This window comes from Paenibacillus sabinae T27, from assembly GCF_000612505.1.
In the GTDB taxonomy this organism is placed as follows: domain Bacteria; phylum Bacillota; class Bacilli; order Paenibacillales; family Paenibacillaceae; genus Paenibacillus_AQ; species Paenibacillus_AQ sabinae.
This window is the reverse complement of the sequence record NZ_CP004078.1, coordinates 832,504-848,252: the sequence shown is the minus strand read 5'-3', so window position 1 is coordinate 848,252 and position 15,749 is coordinate 832,504. Positions and strand designations below refer to the sequence as shown.

The following is a 15,749-nucleotide window of genomic DNA, read 5'->3' as shown; positions in this document are numbered from 1 at the left end:
ACCGTTTTTGTAACCTCAGTCCATTCGTTTTGTGACATTCCGGTATTCGTGCGGGTTAACGTCAAACTGCTTGCGGAACATCTTCGTAAAATGAGAAAAATTGCTATATCCCACCTGCTGCGCAATGGCGCTGACCGTCATGCCGGTTGTATCGAGCAGCTCCTTCGCCCGATTCATCTTGGCTTCAATCAGGAAGTCGATGAGGTTCTGGCCGGTCTCCTTCTTGAACAGCCGGGACAGGTAAGCGGGATTCAGGCCGACGTGCGCAGCCACATCCTCCCGCGAGAGGTCCTCCTCCACGTTATGGTGGATATAGCGGATGGATTTCTGGATGACGCCGTCCCGTTCAACCGGCTCGAATGCCGCCTCCATCACGGCGGAGACCAGACTCTCCGCCCAATGCATATAATGGCGCAGGCTGCGGATTTGGGCCGATGCCCACATGGAGAACTGCGGAACATGATTGGCGCTGATCCCTTTAACCTGAAGAAAATGATAGATAATCTGCAGCGTATCCTGATGGAGGGTCAACAAATGCTTGCCCTGAACATTCGGCATCGCTTCCAGCCGGCTGACAATCCGGTGAATCAGCCGGATCATCGTATCTTTGTCTCCATTCAGCATATAGTTCGCCCATTCCGAGATATGAATCTCCCCCGGACCGGCGGATGGCAGGGCCTGAAGCGACTGGGGAGCATACAGCAGAACGGATTGCGTGCGGGTGATATTATCACGCTCCATATTTTTCAGACTCTCGCATAGACCGGGCAATTCCTGAAGGAGGGCATATTTGCCCACATAGCAGGTTACGGAGCAATAAAAATACTCCCGGCACACGTTAATGAACCGGCTGCCTGTCTGAACCCACCGGTCCAGGCCGGAATCCGGCCCGCTTGCCGCGGCGGATTCTCCTCCAGCGGAATCATAGACGATGGCAAACATCACGCCCGTTTTGTCTGTAATGACTTCTCCGGGCTGACCGCCGAGCCATATCTCCTCCGCGGCCTTCTTGACCGCATACTCCATGATTTCCTGGTTCCGGGAATCCATCGGCTTGTTCCATTCCTCGATGCTGATCAGAATCGGCAGCACCCTGTCGTCAGGATGCAGGTCGATCTGCGCATCCTGAAGCGCGCGTTCCAGAAAATCGCCGAAGGAAAGCAGCCTTCTGGACAGCAAATCCTGCCAGAAGCGTTCGACCAGGCGCGGCTTCTGCTTTTTCCACAACGAATAATATTTACGGTACATCTCGGTGTAGCGCTCGTTCTCCTCTTTTTCCCTGATCGCTTGCAGCATACGGGTGACCGCTCCGGCCAATTCCTCCCCGTCCACCGGCTTGAGCAGATAATCGGAGCTTCCGAGATTGATCGCTTGCTTCGCATAATCAAACTCCGAATGGCAGGTCAGGAACAAAGACTCCGTGTGCGGCGAGTACTCTTTCACCCACCGGACCAGAGACAATCCGTCTTCGTCGGGCATTTCAATATCGCATACGAGAATGTCGATCCGGCGGTCATGCATAATCTCCCTTGCCTCATCGGCGTGATTGGCGGTATGCACCTCGTCGATTCCAAGCGCCTGCCAGTCGTTGCAGCGGTAGATTCCTTCCACCGCAAATTTCTCATCGTCCACAATCAGCATCTCCATGATGTTCTCACTCCTTCAGAAATATTCGGCCGGCAGAATCATCGTCACCCGGAGGCCCTTCGGCTCGTTATGGCTGAGATCGATCCTGGCCTGTTCTCCATAACGCATCGCGATCCGCCTTTTTACATTCCAAATCCCGATATGCTTGTCCTCGGATGCCGGGGCATATTCGGGGGCGTTCAGCTCCTCCAGCTTCTCATCCGGCATGCCTTTGCCGTTGTCCCGCACATCAATGCGCATCAGCCCTTCCTTGTCCTCATGCGGACTCACCGTAATCTGAAGCATAAAGGTCTCTCCTCTCAGACTCATGCCGTGAATCATGGCATTCTCCACAAAAGGCTGTATGAGCAGGGGCGGAATGCAGGCGCCAAGCCACTCATCCGGAATCCGGATCTCAAAATCAAAGGAATCCTGATAGCGCATCTTCTGAATTTCCAGATAGTTGCGGATATGCTCCAGCTCCTGGTTGAGCGTGATCGTGTCTCTCTGCGACTGCAGCATAAACCGGAAATACTGCACCAAATGGCGGACGGTCTTCTTCACGAGCTCATACCGCTGCAAATCCGCCAGTTGATAGATGATGTTCAGCGTGTTGAGGAAAAAATGGGGATTGATCTGTGACTGCAAATGCTTGAGCTCGGCGTTCTGGGCATTCAGCCTCTCCTCGTACACATCGATCTTCAGGTATTGAATTTCCTCCACCATACTGTTAAAAGCGTGATTGATGCTTTGAAATTCGACCAATTTGGAATCCGGCAGCTTCGTCTCCATCGCTCCGCCCCGAATCCGGTGAATGGCGCTGAGCAGCTTCAGAATGGGCCGGATCACCATCCGGCGGAAAATATACAGACACAGAAGCAGAATCAGCAAGACAAACAGCGGCAGCAGATTCACCAGCGTCTGAAAATCATTCAGCCCCTGAAGCAGCTCGGAATTGGGGAGGACAATCGCCATATTGATTCCAATATCAGGAGATTGGCTTGAAATGACAAAGAGCCGCTTATGTCCCGCCGTTAACGAGAAGGAAGAGTTCTTGCTCATCTTATCCGCCGGCAGCCGAAAGCCCTCCCCGAGAGATGCGGAAGGAGAGGACAGCACGACTCCGTCGTTGCCGACAAAGAGGATGTCTCCCCCTGCCTGCAGATTGAGACTCCCGAGAGCAGACTTTAACGAATTGACATTAATCAAGGCCCCGATATAGGCGTTGTTGGTGAGATCGTCACTGAGGATGCGGTTCAGAAAATACTCGTCTCCGATCCGGACGATCGACCATTTATACAGCAGCTTCTCCAACGATTCGGGATGTTGAATGGAGCCGGTAATCCAGTTTTTGATATTGTCCATATAGCTTTCCGTAGAGCCGAGGATGTTGGAGGTGACCAGCACATCATTCGGTTTGGAGTAGGCATAGAACATATCGACGGTATGGTAATAGGCCTGATAAGCCTGGTTTCGCTGTATCAGCCCCATCTGGGCAAAATAATAATCGGAGTCCGAAAGGCCCGGCCGCCCGAACTTCTGGAAGTTCTCGTCATGATCGACCATGTCAATCATATTTGTCGTGATGTCATCCAGACTCTTTTCGATCATTTGAAGATTGGAGTTGACCAGATTCTGATACGATTTGGACACCTGCGCGAGCACGACATCCTTGGCATAGTAGCCCGCCGCAAAAAGCACGGCCAGAAGAGGAATCGTTATGGCGGCAAAAAGAAGTATGAGCCGAAAGCCTAATGTATTCGTTTTAATCCTCACGTCTATCCCTCACCCTCTAATAAAAACGAACCGTGCAGCTTCCAGAGTAAGCGTTTACGTTCTTCTCTATATGCTAAACCAAATCCAGAAAAATTACATCAACAAATCTCAGGCGGACACAAAAAAGGAAGGCCCCGTAAATGTTTTACGATGTGCCTTCCTGTTGGAGCAAAGCTCTGAAAGCCTTTGACGCGGGCTTTCAATGATTGTGACTGTGGCTTGATGGGAATAAGCCTCCTGAAACGCTCTGATATCCGCCCCAGCCCTGCTCATGCTTTCCGGTCATTTAGCATCCTTAGGCCGATATTACTGGTAGTTACGCCTGCGCTTTAACCTCCGGCAGCGGCCGGCCTTCCCTGACCAGCTGCACGCCCTCCTGGCATACCCCATAGGATTTCCACGGACAGGTTACGCATAAATTCTCGATGTCGGACGGCTCCACCTGCCGGGCTACGTACCCGCACACCTCCCGCCACTCTCCAAGGTAGCCGGGCGCAAGTCCGAGCTTGGTTAATACCGCCTGGTCCAGTTCATGCACAGTTCCATCACAATGATTATCTTGGTCCGGCGGATACGCACGGCAAATGTCGTCTACTCCTGTGACAATTTCGATCCGGGTATCCGGCTTCGTTCGAAGGGTCTCATAAATCCCCGTCATGTTCACGCAAAAATCCGCGGAATATCCCATCCCGCGGTATCCCAGCAGGCAGAGCAGATGGTGCCCGCGCAGTCGTATCGTCATTTCAGTCTTCCCCCTTATATATTCAGCTTACTGAAAGGAAGAGGGTTCTACAACCGTTAAGGAAGATGATTTATTTACGACGCGTTCAGCTGAACCTCGGCCTGCTGTTTTTTCCTCCGTCTTTTTTTATACTGCCAGATATAGATACCGGTAAACATCAATATGGAAGGCATCAAACCGACGATGGAATACAAGACTTTGGTGATGATCCCTCCATAAGCGCCGGTGTGCAGAGGAAATACCCACGTTTGGTAAAAGACGTTATTGATTTTGGGGTCCCATTTCTCCAGCACCTGCCCGTTGTACGGGTCCATCCACACCTTCACATTTCCGGTATGTCCGGCTCCGGGGTCATAGGAACGGGTTAGACGAATGTCAATGTTCTTCTCCGGTTTGGCAGGCAGAATAATCAGGGTTGCTTTGCTGCTTGGCGTGGTCTGTTCGGCAAGCCGGACCAGCTCGTCCACAGGCAGCCTGCCTTCAGGCTTAACTTGAACTGCAAGCTTCTGGGCCGGCGGCGTCCAGCCTGTGCCGAACCAGCCTAATATCTTCTCGCTAAACGGATAGACGGCGCCGGTGAATGCGATGATCAAGAGGACAGGGATGGAATATATTCCAATCAGCCGGTGAAGGTCATTCTTTTTAATATACGGATTCGTGGCCTTTCTTCGTCTGAAGCCCTGCGCCATACTTTTGATTCCCGGCCACCACAGGTAAAGACCCGATATGAGAATGAACGTGAACATGAAACCGACGATCCCGACAATTTCAAACCCGTGATATTTTTCCAGCAGTAAATTGCGATGAAACACGCTTAGCTTATTGGGAAAGGCGCTCTCATCCAGCGTTCCGAGTATGTTCCCGGTGGCAGGGTCCATGTATACATACACCCTTTCGCCGTCATTATTGATCCAGAACAGGAACGAGCCATTTGTAACCGGTTCATCAGGAGTGTAAATTCTCAGAAACTGCGCTTCGGGATATTGGGACAAAATGGACTTTTGAGCATCTTGATAAGAAATCCGCTCCCCTTGGGTCACTTTAAACAGCTCCGGATACAGGGCTTGGGTAAGCTCATTTTTAAATACGAGAACGGTGCCCGTCAAGGAGAGAACGACAATGAACAGCCCGGCCAACAAGCTTAGAGTCAGATGAATGTTGAGGATTACTTTTCTAACCTGCATATAATCCCTTCCTTTTTCATTTGAGATGGTTGTCATTCGCCTTCAATGTTTCCGCCAGAAAATCTTTCACAGGAGACAGCAGCTTGATGCCTTCATGGGCAGCGCCTGAAACTTCATCATACCGGACGCGAATCCCATTTGATGTCCAATTATCCCTCAGCGACCGGATTCGTTCCAGCCTCGTATTACCGGCAATCTCAACGCCCGGTAGCCAAAACGGATTATCCTTGCCGCTTGGCAGAATGTTGTTATCTTCGCTTCCAATGACCAATTGGGCCGGAACACGGCGCATCTCCTCCATCCGGAGATCTGTGCCGAATTGTTCCTTAAAATCGCGGGTTCCTGTAAACCAATCCATAGAGGGATCAAGCAGCGTAACGTTGCCCGGTGCGGCAACCGATACCCCCAGCAGCCGGTCAGGATGAAGGTAAAAGAAACGGTGAACAAATTGTCCGCCGCCGGAAAAGCCGAACAGCAGGAATTGCCGCTGCGAAATTCCATATCGGGCCGTAAACTCTTCAATAATCGCCAACAATACGCGGTCGAAACGAATATCACGGTACTTCATCATCTTGTATGAATTCAGCTCTCCCGGTTCTCCGATGCCTGCCGGAAAGAGCGGAGCGAGGACAACGGTGCCGGTGCTGTCGGCAAAATCCTGGAATGCGTCCCTGTACCGCTGCGCGGAACGGTCCGTCCCGTGAATCACGACGAGCAGCGGGCGCCGCTCCGGGCCGGTTTCGGCAGATGGGCCTGGAATATAGGCGCAGTAAGAAAACCTTTGATCGTATTGGCAGGCATATAACGAAGTTGCGCCGCTTGCTGGCGTTATCGATGGCTTCCCGTTCAATCTCATGGCCTGCTCTCCTCCGCTTACGTTGATTTCGTCCGGCGATATACTCCGGCCCAGGCTAGTCCGCCTCACTTTCGCATTTAAGAGTACAAATGACAGGCGACGTAGCGCCCCTCCACTTTCATAAGCTCCGGCTTGTCCGTCTTGCATATCTCCATGCATTCGCTGCATCTCGGATGGAACGTGCAGCCCGAGGGAGGATTGGCCGGGCTTGGAACATCCCCTTGCAGCACAATCCGCTCCTTTTTGATCAACGGACTCGGCGACGGGACGGCTGACAGTAAAGCCCGGGTATACGGATGCTTGGGGGAATCGAACAGGTCCTGCTTGTCCGCCAGCTCCACCAGCCTTCCCAAGTACATCACGCCGATCCGGGTGCTGATATGCTTCACCACACTTAAATCATGGGCGATAAATAAATACGTCAGATCAAATTGCTCCTGCAGATCCTGCATCAGATTGATGACCTGGGACTGAATGGATACGTCCAGGGCGGATACCGGCTCGTCGGCGACAATCAGCATGGGGTTTAGTGCAAGCGCCCGGGCAATCCCGATCCGCTGCCGCTGTCCACCGCTGAACTCATGCACATACCGCTTGGCATGGTAGCCGCTTAAGCCGACGGTGTTCAGCAGTTCCTCGACCCGCCGTATTTTTTCCTTTCCTTGGGCAGCGTTGTGGATCTCCAGCGGCTCAGCGATAATATCGAAGACCGTGAGGCGGGGATCGAGGGAAGCGTACGGGTCCTGAAATACCATCTGCATATCCTTGCGGACCTTCCTTAGTTCGGCCGGAGACAGGCCCACCAGATTTCTTCCCTGATAATAGACCTGGCCTTCCGTCGGATGGAGCAGCTGGAGAAGCGTTCTTCCCGTCGTCGACTTGCCGCAGCCGCTTTCCCCTACAAGACCGAGAGTTTCCCCCTTATAAATCGTGAAATCCAGTCCGTCCACCGCTCTTACATGGCCTGCGGTCCGTCCAAAGATCCCTTTTTTAATCGGAAAATACTTCTTTAAGTTTCTGACCTCAACCAAAGACTGCCTCATGGCGATTCCTCTCCTTCCCCGGGTGCATGGAGCCAGCATCTTGTGAAGTGTCCCTGCCCGATTTCCGTAAGCTGCGGCGCTTGTCTGCGGCAGACCTCCATCGCGAATTCGCAGCGGGGCGCAAAATAACACCCTTCCCGCAAGCTGCCGGGAGCCGGCACGCTTCCCTTGATCGAGTAGAGCCGTTTCTCCTCCGAGTCTAACGTCGGCATCGACTTCATCAGCCCTTGCGTATACGGATGCTTCGGCTCGGTAAAGAGCGTAATCACGTCGCTCTCTTCTACAACCTTGCCTCCGTACATGACCACCACACGGTCGCACATTTCCGCTACGACGCCAAGATCATGCGTAATGAGCAGAATCGCCGTACCGTGCGCCGATTTCAGCTCTTTCATCAAGTCCAGAATTTGCGCCTGAATCGTTACATCGAGCGCGGTTGTCGGCTCATCGGCGATCAGCAGCTTAGGATTGCACGCCATGGCCATCGCAATCATCACCCTCTGCCTCATCCCTCCCGATAAACGATGGGGATACTCGTCTACAATCTGTTCCGGTCTGGGAATCCCGACAAGCTTCAGCATCTCGATGGAACGGGCTCTCGCCTGCTTCTTGCCGTACTTTAAATGAATCCGCACCGCTTCCCCGATCTGCTGTCCGACCGTAAACACCGGATTCAGCGAAGTCATCGGCTCTTGAAAGATCATCGCCATCTCATTGCCCCGGATATCCTGCATTTGCTGCTCGGACAGAGTGAGCAGATCTTTGCCGTCAAACTGAATGGAGCCCTCCATCACTTTCCCCGGGGTTAAGCGCATCGCCGTTAAGGAGGTAACGCTTTTTCCGGAGCCGGACTCTCCGACAACTCCAACGGTCTGACCTTCCCGGATGGTGATGTCCACACCGTCAACAGCCGGGACCACCCCTTCATCCGTATAAAAATAAGTCTTGAGCCCTTTTATCGCCAGCAGTTCACGTTCCAATGCTTCCCCTCCTCCTTGTGTACGGCATTTACAGCTTCATTTTCGGATCGAGCGCGTCCCGGATCCCGTCTCCCAGCATATTGAAGGCCAGCACCATAAACATGATAGCCAGGCCGGGGATCGTGCTGACATAAGGATCGGATCTTAAATAGTCCCTGCCCGAGCTCAGCATCGCCCCGAGCTCCGGCGTCGGCGGCTGGGCACCCATTCCGAGGAAGCTTAGTCCGGAGGCTGTTAGAATGGCCGTCGCTATACGCATCGTGGACAAGACGATAATCGGCGCAATGCTGTTCGGAATGACATGCTTGAATATGATGCGCATATGACTGGAGCCCATCGATTTTGCCGCCTCGATATATTCCTTGCTGTTTACGGACATGACCGAACTGCGGGAAATTCTCGCAAAGGCGGGAATCGAGAAGATGCCGATCGCGATCATCACATTCACCATACCCGGGCCGAGTACGCTGACAATAGCGAGCGCAAGCAGGAAGCTTGGAAACGCCATAAACACATCCATAATCCGCATAATCAAAATGTCGGCTTTTCCGCCGAAATAACCGGAGACTGTGCCGAGAGCGACGCCGAATACGATGGAAATCAGCACCCCGACAACTCCAACCATCAAAGAGATTTGCGCTCCGTAAATCACCCGCGATAAAATGTCCCGGCCGTATTCATCCGTCCCGAACGGATGGCTCAGCGAAGGAGCGTTCAATATGATCTGCATATTTTGCGCAATCGGATCATACGGCGCCAGCCACCTCGCGAAAATTGCGACAAAGACAAAAATCAAAACCATCCATAAGCCTACATTGGCGCGTTTATTTTTTTTGAACCTCTGAATCATCAGCATCCATGGCGAGCGCCGCTCATATGCCGGTTCCCCTGCTTCCTGGGACATCAGAAGGATCGAAGTCTTGCTCATTGCTTACGCTCCCTCCTATTCATATCGGATTCTCGGATCCACAGCGCTGTAACACAGATCAACGACAAGATTGACAACGACGAACATCGTAGCCACGAACAGAATGCAGCCCTGAACCGCCGGATAATCCCGGAACTGGATGGATTGAATAATAAACCGGCCAAGTCCGTTCATCGAGAACACCGTCTCCGTCAGAACGGCTCCGCCGAGTAAAGTGCCAAACTCCAGGCCGATGATCGTAATGATCGGAATGAGCGCATTTTTCAAGGTGTGCTTGTAGACGACCAGTCTTTCCTTAACCCCTTTGGCGCGCGCGGTACGGATAAAATCCTGATGAATCACCTCCAGAATGCTGGAGCGGGTTAACCTGGCCAGCACACCGGAGGAGGACAGCCCCAGGACGATAGACGGAAGAATGAAATGCCGGAACCCGCTGCTTCCTCCGGAAGGAAGCAGGGGCCAGTAGTAAGAGAATAACAGAATGAGCATCGTGCCGAACCAGAACACCGGCATCGATATGCCGAACAGCGAGAACATCATCGTTACATTATCCCTGATGCTGTTCGGCTTCGTCGCGGAGAGGATGCCCGCAAACAGACCGACGATCACCATAATGAAAACGGAGAACACCGTCAGCAGGATCGTGTTGGGGAACCGTGTCATTATTTCCTCCAGAACCGGACGCTCGGATTGCATCGACTCGCCCAGATCGCCCTTGGCCAGATTGGACACGTAGCTGAAATACTGCTCCATTAACGGCCTGTCCAGACCCAGTTGCTCCCTGACGCTCTGCACCTGCTCGTCCGTCGCATCGACTCCCGCGATCAAATGCGCCGGATCCCCCGGAACCGAGTGGATGATGATGAAGCAGAGGAGGGATACGCCCAGCAAGGTCGGAATCATTTGCAGCACCCGTTTGACGACATAGCTTAACAAAAGGATTCCTCCTTCAATTCAATATTCGTTAATTCTTGACCGCCTTGCGCAAATCATAGACATACGTAGGGAGGAAGGTGATTCCTTCAACCTTCTTGGACATACCGTAGCGAGCCATATCCTCATGTAGGAAAATCCACGGCGCGTCGGTCTTGACCAGCTCCAGCACCTTCGCGTAGCTTTCCAGACGCTGCTTCGGGTCGAATTGCGCTTGCCCCGCGAGTATCAATTTGTCGACCTCCGGATTGTTGTAATGGGCATAATTCGTAGCGCTGGTCGATAACAGGGCATCCCGGAACAAGGGGTCCGCATCGCCGGTGGTCGCAAGCGCGCCTCTGACGAACAAATCGTATTTGCCGGGGTCTTTAAGCGTCTCCAAGTAAGTACCAAGCTCCAGCGTTTGCAGTTCAATGTTGAATCCCAACTGCTGTAGACTGTTCTGGACAAATTCGGCGGCCGGCTTGTCCTGGACGACATTGGCGGCCAGAATTAACCGGAACGTGTAATTCCCCGGTACGACCCCCGCATCTTTCAGCATTTGCTTCGCTTTGTCCATATCAAAAGGGTAGGAGCCTACATTGCTGTACCCGATCGTTCTCGACGCGATGGCGGAGGTGGCCACGGTAACCCGGCCGTCATACAGCTTGTTCACCAGTGTTTCTTTGTCAATCGCATAGTTCAGCGCCTGGCGTACCGCCGGTTGATCAAAAGGCTTGACCGTCGTATTGAACCCGATGTACGCGATCCGGTTAGCCTTGATCGGATTGATGACCAGCTCGCTGTTCTGCTTCAGCCGTTCGATTTCCGTAATCGGAACGCCTTCCATCAGGTCGGATTCCCCATTTTCGAGCATGATGACCCGGGAGGCGGTTTCGGGAACATTTTTAAAGGTGACGGTGCTGAGCTTTGGCGCTCCGCCCCAATAATCCTTATTGGCTTCAAGCACCACCGCATCCCCGGTCGTAAACTTTTTCAATTTGAACGGGCCGGTTCCCACCGGGCTTTTGGCGATGCCTTCCTCGTTCTCTTTAATGGACTTGGGACTGAGGATACTGCTGGAAACGGAAGCCAGGTTCCCCAAAAAGGCTCCCTGCGGGGCTTTCAAGTGGAAGACAACCTCGGTCTCGCCGTTCGTGGTAATGTTATCGATAAAGGAACCCACCAGCGAATGCTGACTTAAATTTTTGCCTTCGTCGGCTACCCGCTCGAAGCTCGTCTTTACCGCTTCCGCATTAAACGGAGTGCCATCGGTGAAGGTGATGCCCTTGTTAAGCTCGAAGGCCCAGGTTTTGCCGTCCTCGGAGGTTGTCCAGCTTTTGGCCAATTGGGGGACAATCTCCATATTCTCGTTGAAGGTAACCAGCCTGTCGTAGATTTGATAATTGATAAGGCTGGAAATGGTGTCGGTCGTATTTTGGGGATCGAAGCCGACAGGGTCACCTTTCAAGGTGATAACCATGCCCTTGGCTTCTGTTTTCGTTTCTGTCTCCGCCTTCGTCCCATTCGCCGCCCCTTGATTCGAACCGCACGCAGACAAGAGCATAGACAACACAATCAACATAAGTCCCACTGCTTTACCAGCCTGATTCCATCGCATACTTATTTTCCTCCTTAGATTTGGTCATATGAACGACAAGCATCCTTCGGCCTACATCATGGACAACCTTTCATTCTGCTTCACGCCGCTTAGATGGGCAGTCATTGCCCGGCTGAAGAGGAGCGTATCAATCGGAGGAATTGTGAAAAAATTGGCTCCCCACCTGGAGTACTTGTCCACCTCCTCCGCCGTAAAAGCCGGAATGCCGACGCCAAGCCCGGCCTCGCGCGCCGTTCGGACAATTGCTTCGATAGCCTCCATAACGATGGGATGATCGAATTGCTCCTGGCAGCCAAAGGAAGCGGCCAAATCCGCAGGACCGACAAAGAGCAAATCCAGTCCGGCGACACTGACAATATCGTCCAGATTGGTTAAAGCCGATTCGTCTTCAATCATGCCGATCACGGTGACCCGTTCATTTTGGCGTTTAAGATGCTGCTGGAAAGGAGTAGTGCCATACTGCGCGATTCTTGAGGAGCCGTCGAGTCCCCGGGAGCCGATTGGACGGTATTTGGCGGTGCCGACGATTCGTTCGGCCTGTTCCCGCGTTGTGAGATGAGGAACCATGATGGCATCGGCTCCCGCTTCGAGCACACGCAGCATGGCGCCATAGTCATTCTGAGGGGTTCGAACCACAGAGGACACCTTCACGCATTCCGCTGCCCGGATCATATGCTCCACCAGCCCGAAGTCCATCGTCGTATGCTCCATATCAATGATGGCAAAATCATACCCGGTATGTCCCAGCATCTCGACGACGGCAGGGTCCTTCAGCGTTACGATCATCCCGTAGGCGGACTGTTGATTATGCAGCAGCTTGCTCAATTTATTCATTACAATCAGCTCCTTCCGGGATTCAAATCAGTGATGAATACAGCTCGGGTCTTCGCTGTTCATACGATGGCAGCTTGGAACGTACGCTTCCGATTCGGGAAAGATCGAGTTCACAAGCGATCAGCGCTTCGTTCTCCGGTCCGGCGGCCATCAGGACGCCCATCGGATCGGCGACAAGGCTTTGTCCGCTGTAGAAATCGCTCACCTGGTTACAGGCAACCATGAACACCGTATTTTCCAATGCCCGAACCGTGATCAAGTGGCTCCAATGCTGCTCCTTCATCGGCCCGCGGACCCAGCCGGAAGGGACAATAATGATTTCCGCTCCCCGGGCCGCCTGATAGCGGGCAATCTCGGGGAAGCGAAGCTCATAACAGACGAACAATCCGAGCTTGCCAAATGGGGTCTGAATCGGCTCGAAGAGACGGTCGCCGGGCATGATCGTGTCGGATTCCTTCAGCCCGAAAGCGTCATACAGATGAGTCTTCCGGTACGATCCGGCGATCGAGCCGCCGCTATCAACAATGACTACCGTGTTGTACACCCGGTCCGCCTTATGCTCATCCGTCAATTCCTTCATTCCGAATATCAGCCATACGCCATACTCGGCCGCCAGCTTCCTCATGCCGGTGACAAACGGACCCTCCAGTGTCTCGGCGTCATCCACGATGATATACTTTGGAGTGTGTGCGGGGAAAAAGCTCATAAATATTTCGGGAAAAACAACCATTTGGGCGAAGTGGCTGCAAGCGGCTTCCCGGACTGCCTTTGCCGCTTTTTCATAGTTCACTTGCTTGTCCGATGTCGATTCCAGCTGCGCCATGACTACTCGAAATTTCAAAGCAATGCCGCCTCCTGTCGTTTCAAGCGTTACAGCTTCCCTTTTTCCAAATGCTCCACCAGATGTTGAACCGCAGCGGGGAAATCCTTCCGGATGATCGCGTTCAAAATGGTTCTGTGCTCTTCTATAAAGGTCTGCAGTACATCCGGCTGATGCTTGAGCCATTTTCCGGCCCGTACCGTGAACTGCCGCTCCCTCGCGTGACGGTACATCTTGATGAATTGCGAGTTCCCGACGATCTCCAGCAGGTAATGATGGAACAGCGCGTCCTTCTCAACCAGTTCGGCAAAATCCCCGGCGTGATATGCTTCTTCCTGCATGCCGATGATGCGGGTAAGCTCCTGAATGTCGTTGTCAGTAATCCGGTCAGCGGCTTGCCTCAGCGAATACGTCTCAATGGCGATCCTCATATCGATCAGCTCGTTGCGTTCCTCGGCGGACAGCTCGGTGAAGACGATGCCCCGATTGGGTAATATTTTCAGGAATCCTTCGTATTGAAGACGGTTTAATGCTTCGCGGATGGGGGTGCGGCTCATGCTTAACTCCTGAACCAGCGTATTTTCCGAGGTATATTCCTCATCTCCCCGGATCATTTTTTCTTTGATCTTCTCGTATGCGGTGTCTTTTAAAAGAACCTTATCGTTTTTCTCTATCAACAGAATTCACCCTTTGCGGCATGCGATTGGCACGCGATACTTGTATACCAAGTTGTATACAGGTTTAATATAAAATAACCGCCCCTCCTTTTCAATGGGGTATTTAAAATTTTATCTATCCGGCCAATCCAGGCATTCCATCCAGCCTGGGCATACGTACGCGAACGACCGTCTCTACCGGACAAGGCTTACAGCATTGGCTCATTTGCACGTCGCTAACCGCCCCCATCAGCAGGTAGGCATCCGTCGGCGTCAGCTCCCAGCGCTGGACAATCATGCTCTGCATGTCTTCACTCGCTTGCCTTATTGCCGCCAGAACATCGTGATCGCTTGCGATCGAATGCCAGGAATCCTTTGTTTCGACTACAGGAGCGGCAAGCGGTATACCCTTCAGTACGGTCAGGCGAACCTCGACTTCTCCGGCGATTTCCACTCCGGTTCCGCACATTTCCCCGTCGCCCATGCGGGCGTGAAGATCGCCAAGACCAAACAGGGCGCCAGGAACGAACACCGGCAGATACACGCTTGCGCCTTCCGCGATACAGCTCGAGTCCAGATTCCCGCCGTGCCGGCCGGGATGTCCGCAGGCGACTTCGCCTTCTGATGGGGCCACGCCTATAACCCCAACCATCGGGTTACACTCGAACTGGATCTTTTCGGAGAACTGCACGCGCCTTCCTTCTCTGATCTGAACCAATTTCGACCGGATCTCCGAATGGTGAATTAACGTCCCGATGTCCGGAAGCGTCGTGATCACGCCTTGATCGTCAAGTGAGATGCGGATAATCTCCGCCCTCAGTACGTCCCCCGGCTGCGCGTCCTCCACGAAGACCGGGCCGGTCGCCGGATTGATTTTTCCATAGTCGATGGAAGTAACGAGATCCTGATCCCCCCGGATTTGCCCCGAGAAGCAGTCGTTCGTCCGTAAAACAATCCGCTCTCCGCTCTGCACAGTCAATACCGGCGAGTGATTCCCGGAGAAACTGAATACGAATTGGTCACGCTCCACCACATGCATGCGGCTTCCTCCTCTCTTTTTAGAAAAAATTCGTGCCGCTCGTCTGACGCTCCAGCATCCCTTTAAGCATCGTGCCGATATGCGCCGCCGCCTCCAAAGGAGGCGTCCCGCCCCTGTGAATGTTCGAGATGACGTTCCGGTCCGATTCGATCATGCCTTTGCGGGGCTTGTAGCACATATAAGCGCTCATCGATTGGGCGGATACCAGCCCGGGCCGTTCGCCGATCAGGAGCACCAGCGCATCCGGCTGCAGCACCTCCCCGATGTGGTCCATGCAGGCGACCCTCCCCCCTTTCACATAAAATGAGGTTCCCCAGTTCAGATCATTGACGCTCAAGGAATCAAGCAGGGCCGGATACACATCGGGGAGGTTCGCGTTAATCGCGTCGGCGCTCAAACCGTCGGATACGACAATCTGGATTTGCGGCTGCTTGACGCATTTCTCCCGTATGACAGCCACGCCCTCGTCTGTAAGAATGCGTCCAAGATCCGGGCGTTTCAAATAGGTCTCCTTGTTCCCGTAACAGGTCTCTACAGTGAATAATCCAAGCTGCCGGAGGATCGTCTCGTCCACTTCACCGTACACGGCATCCACGGCGGCGGCATGGTCCCTCCGGAATTGCAGCATCGTATACGTCAGCGGCCGGGTTCCCGCGCGCCCCACCCCGATCCGTGCCGGAGTGCTCTTCTTTAACGCCTCAAATTTCTCGTGGTCTTCCATGGCGCACCTCC

Annotated in this window: 15 protein-coding genes; all 15 read right to left on the bottom strand. The window is 53.2% G+C overall.

Annotated elements, in window-relative coordinates:
* Positions 1 to 15 precede the first annotated feature (15 nt).
* Positions 16 to 1,647: a helix-turn-helix domain-containing protein gene (locus PSAB_RS03810; RefSeq protein ID WP_226991762.1), complete on the bottom strand. Its 1,632-nt coding sequence runs from the start codon at positions 1,645 to 1,647 to the stop codon at positions 16 to 18.
* A 15-nt stretch (positions 1,648 to 1,662) separates the two neighbouring features.
* Positions 1,663 to 3,402 (bottom strand): sensor histidine kinase, encoded by a 1,740-nt coding sequence (locus PSAB_RS03805; RefSeq protein WP_025333272.1) that lies wholly within the window; start codon positions 3,400 to 3,402, stop codon positions 1,663 to 1,665.
* A 316-nt stretch (positions 3,403 to 3,718) separates the two neighbouring features.
* A complete protein-coding gene (locus tag PSAB_RS03800; RefSeq protein ID WP_025333271.1) occupies positions 3,719 to 4,144 on the bottom strand; it encodes a DUF1284 domain-containing protein in 426 nt (141 codons plus the stop codon).
* A gap of 74 nt (positions 4,145 to 4,218) precedes the next feature.
* On the bottom strand, positions 4,219 to 5,328 hold the full coding sequence (locus tag PSAB_RS03795; RefSeq protein ID WP_025333270.1) for a PepSY-associated TM helix domain-containing protein: 1,110 nt from the start codon (positions 5,326 to 5,328) through the stop codon (positions 4,219 to 4,221).
* Between the two features lie 16 nt (positions 5,329 to 5,344).
* Positions 5,345 to 6,184: an alpha/beta hydrolase family protein gene (locus PSAB_RS03790; RefSeq protein ID WP_025333269.1), complete on the bottom strand. Its 840-nt coding sequence runs from the start codon at positions 6,182 to 6,184 to the stop codon at positions 5,345 to 5,347.
* Positions 6,185 to 6,261: 77 nt separating this feature from the next.
* Positions 6,262 to 7,227 carry an ABC transporter ATP-binding protein gene (locus tag PSAB_RS03785; protein WP_025333268.1) on the bottom strand — a complete coding sequence of 322 codons (966 nt, stop codon included), beginning with the start codon at positions 7,225 to 7,227 and terminating at the stop codon, positions 6,262 to 6,264.
* On the bottom strand, positions 7,224 to 8,207 hold the full coding sequence (locus PSAB_RS03780) for an ABC transporter ATP-binding protein (RefSeq protein ID WP_025333267.1): 984 nt from the start codon (positions 8,205 to 8,207) through the stop codon (positions 7,224 to 7,226). The genes PSAB_RS03785 and PSAB_RS03780 overlap by 4 nt, the downstream gene beginning before the upstream one ends.
* Positions 8,208 to 8,235: 28 nt before the next feature.
* Positions 8,236 to 9,135 (bottom strand): nickel transporter permease, encoded by a 900-nt coding sequence (gene nikC / locus PSAB_RS03775; protein WP_193373913.1) that lies wholly within the window; start codon positions 9,133 to 9,135, stop codon positions 8,236 to 8,238.
* Between the two features lie 15 nt (positions 9,136 to 9,150).
* The gene (nikB, locus tag PSAB_RS03770) at positions 9,151 to 10,071 is read right to left on the bottom strand and encodes a nickel ABC transporter permease (protein WP_025333265.1); all 921 of its coding nucleotides are present in this window, start codon (positions 10,069 to 10,071) and stop codon (positions 9,151 to 9,153) included.
* Positions 10,072 to 10,099: 28 nt separating this feature from the next.
* Entirely contained in the window at positions 10,100 to 11,668 is a 1,569-nt protein-coding gene (locus PSAB_RS03765) for an ABC transporter substrate-binding protein (RefSeq protein ID WP_025333264.1), read from the bottom strand.
* Between the two features lie 51 nt (positions 11,669 to 11,719).
* Positions 11,720 to 12,502 carry an HpcH/HpaI aldolase family protein gene (locus PSAB_RS03760; RefSeq protein ID WP_051529710.1) on the bottom strand — a complete coding sequence of 261 codons (783 nt, stop codon included), beginning with the start codon at positions 12,500 to 12,502 and terminating at the stop codon, positions 11,720 to 11,722.
* A gap of 22 nt (positions 12,503 to 12,524) precedes the next feature.
* Positions 12,525 to 13,343, bottom strand: coding sequence for a carbon-nitrogen hydrolase family protein (locus PSAB_RS03755; RefSeq protein ID WP_025333262.1), 819 nt, complete (start codon positions 13,341 to 13,343; stop codon positions 12,525 to 12,527).
* A 29-nt stretch (positions 13,344 to 13,372) separates the two neighbouring features.
* On the bottom strand, positions 13,373 to 13,999 hold the full coding sequence (locus PSAB_RS03750) for a GntR family transcriptional regulator (RefSeq protein ID WP_025333261.1): 627 nt from the start codon (positions 13,997 to 13,999) through the stop codon (positions 13,373 to 13,375).
* 115 nt (positions 14,000 to 14,114) lie between these two features.
* Positions 14,115 to 15,017, bottom strand: a complete 903-nt coding sequence (locus PSAB_RS03745; RefSeq protein WP_025333260.1) for an acetamidase/formamidase family protein — start codon at positions 15,015 to 15,017, stop codon at positions 14,115 to 14,117.
* 19 nt (positions 15,018 to 15,036) lie between these two features.
* A complete protein-coding gene (gene eutC / locus PSAB_RS03740; RefSeq protein ID WP_025333259.1) occupies positions 15,037 to 15,738 on the bottom strand; it encodes an ethanolamine ammonia-lyase subunit EutC in 702 nt (233 codons plus the stop codon).
* Positions 15,739 to 15,749: the final 11 nt, after the last annotated feature.